The organism is Streptococcus oralis (assembly GCF_001578705.1).
GTDB classification, from domain to species: domain Bacteria; phylum Bacillota; class Bacilli; order Lactobacillales; family Streptococcaceae; genus Streptococcus; species Streptococcus oralis_J.
The window spans coordinates 33,064-36,040 of sequence record NZ_KQ969039.1; the positions used below are offsets into that span (position 1 = coordinate 33,064).

The window sequence follows — 2,977 nt, forward strand, 5'->3', positions numbered from 1 at the left end:
GTCTAACTTTTTGGGGTCAGTACATTTTGAGAGTTATTATCTACATTATTTGCCTTTTTCTTTTGTCAACCAATATGTGATTCCTGCTGATGAAATTGCTGATAAAATAATCGCTAAAATAACCCATACTCTGTTATTATCCACTGAAATTGGCGCTTCATATGTTTCTTTTTTAGTTTCAATTGGATTAGATAAAAAATTCATCACATTTTGATTGGTCGTTCCACCATCACGAATATTCTTCATAACAGTTTTAAAGGACTCTGCGTAGTCTCTATTCCCTTGAATAACTTCTGCTTCATTAGATATCAGATCATTCGTAGTTGAAATAGTCTTATCAACATTATCTTTAATAGTCTGAACTTGACCAACAAATTGAGTAAATTGATCCTTCATAGTCCCAACTGCTTCGTGATTTTGACTAGTTTCTTTTGAACCAGTAGAGGTAGTAGACACTAATGATTCAATTGAACTATATAAGCGTTTTGATGATTCACTATCATTTATTAATATTCCACTATTAGCATCTGAAGCTGTCTCCGTCACTTCCAATTGTTTCGCTTTTGTTTCCTTCCACTTATCGTACTCAGTTGATAAGGTCTTAATCGAACTGTTATACCAATCAGCTAAGTTTGTAATTTGATTTTTGAAATAATCATTCGGTAACTCAGCTTCAGCCAATTCAGGCAATGCCTCGCTTGATTTTTCTAATGACTCCAAAGAATTTTGAATTTGTTCCAACAAAGCTATACCTGATTCTTTAAATTTAGTAACTTGATCTTCTGACAACTGAGTTGCTATATCATCACGACTGATGTTGCCGTACATATGGTAAACAGAATCTGGTGATAAGGCAGAAAAATTAATAGAGGAACTACTTGGACTTCCATAAATTGCTTGAATCATACCAGTTGTACGATCAATTTTGCTTAATTTATCAAAAATATGTTTTAAATCTTTTTTCACTAAAACATCTGACTTTTCTTTATCACTACGATAAATAGTTTTCTTGATAGGAATTGTAGTTTCACCAATGTGTACTTCAAATGAAATTTCATTTTTCCCATAATGTGGTTCTAAAGTATATTCAACCGTCATAGTATAAAGCTTATCATCTGTTATAGTTTGCTCTCCTCCAACTAAGGTAGCATCTCCTGTAACATAAACTTTAGCTTTAGGAGATAAATATTTTGTCCCTTCAGAACTGGTAGAAACTCCGCTAGCCTCAACTACCGTTGATGATTCAGGCGAACTACTGGATGGTTTTGTCACAGATGCCTCGACAGTTTTAGACTCAGATTGGGGTAATTTAACTGTCAATTCCATCGTTTCTGTTACTTTATCGAGCTTATCATTTTCAATCGATAAAAATTCAAAAACAGGTAATCCACTTATAGAAGTAGCCTTCTTATCAAATTTAGTATAATTCTTAAGTAAATCTATTTTTTCATTATATTCTTTAACTTGATCAGCTGTTAGAACATTGAGTTTCTCCAATTTACTAAATAAAGTTTGGTAATCAGTTGGTTCAATACTAATATCTGTTAGATTTGAACGAATTAAAGTTTGATAAGTTTCAGGCAAATGATTTTCAGTAATCAAACTTTTATTAATCTGATCTACAAGTGTTGCTTTAGCATCCGAAGTAAGGTCCGATTTTAAATCAACATCTTCTTTACCAAAGTAAAAGAGTGATATTTTCTTTTTCTCTGCTTCTAATTCTGTCTTGAGACGTCCAAATTCGGATTTTCTATCTTTTATTTTACCTTGATAATCAACAATAACCTTATGATAATCAACTACTAAATCTTCTAGTTTAGCTTGTTCAGATTTTTCCTCAGCTGTACTATTTCCAAATTGATACAATGATTTAAGCATCGAATTATTTAAACCATCTATAATTTTAGAATTTTCTTCATGCTGTTCTTTCAATGTGTTATTGGTTGTTAAGACATTCTTCTCAAATATACCCTTTTGAAAATCAAAATAAGTTTTAACTTCCGTAAGTTGTTTGTCTAAGCCTATCCCTGTATTATTTAAAAGACTAACAACAGAATCAGAAAAAGCCTTTTGAGAATCTTCATAAGACGAATTCATTTTCTGTAGATTTGAAGCCAAGTCCAAAGTGCTTAACATAGACTGACTTGCTTCGTTTGACGGGCCATAGATATATTGAGAAATTTTTGTATGCGTGCCAGATTGTTCATTTACAATATTATCAACATTTCTTTTAGCATCATCTAGGTTGTTGATAACACTCGAAAAATACATTTTTATAACATTTTGGTTAATAGTATTAAGGTACTCGCCTACTCGTAACTCAACATTCTTAGATTTAACTGGATCTAAATTTGATTTCGTTTTATATGTTATCTTTGCTCTATCAGGATTAAAACTTTCCAGTTGAGCTATTTTTTCTGAAAACTGTTGTTCGATATAAACAATTACATCAACCGACCCATTTTCAAATCGATTTTCAGCAACATTACGAGTCATGACAGTCCATTGATTTGTATTCTCTTTTGATAATAAATTTGTGAAATCATTTCCTAGATTATAGGCGTTGCCATTTAATACGCCTCCAGCATCTTCATTTACCAGAGCAATATTCAATTTACGATCGTTAACCTTATTTGTTACAGAAATCTCTTGATTCTTTAAATAAATAAATGTTGCTCCTGAACCAACCAACAAAGTTACAAAAACACTACTACCTATAATTATTTTTTTCATAGCTAACCTCTCTCATTTATCCCTTTATTATACCACGAATACTAGAGTCAGGCAAGGAGGGCTTATAATCTTTATTCTATTAATAAAACTTACCAATTCGTAACTTGCTTATGCACCGACCTATATACTAAATTTTAGGTGTTTCATTTTTTCACCATATAGAAAATCCTAGAATGAAATTCTAGGATTTGTATGTCATTTTTTGAAGTCTTCTATGGTGAAGTGGTCATAGCTGATTTTTGAG

General features: G+C 31.5%; 1 protein-coding gene. It reads right to left on the reverse strand.

What is annotated here, in order from left to right; translation table 11 throughout:
• Positions 1-45 precede the first annotated feature (45 nt).
• On the reverse strand, positions 46-2,733 hold the full coding sequence (gene esaA / locus SORDD05_RS08240; RefSeq protein WP_061418920.1) for a type VII secretion protein EsaA: 2,688 nt from the start codon (positions 2,731-2,733) through the stop codon (positions 46-48).
• Positions 2,734-2,977: the final 244 nt, after the last annotated feature.

What these genes read in the sequence shown, in the direction of transcription:
- esaA (WP_061418920.1), bottom strand. Translation starts at nt 2,733, where the DNA reads ATGAAAAAAATAATTATAGGTAGTAGTGTTTTTGTAACTTTGTTGGTT.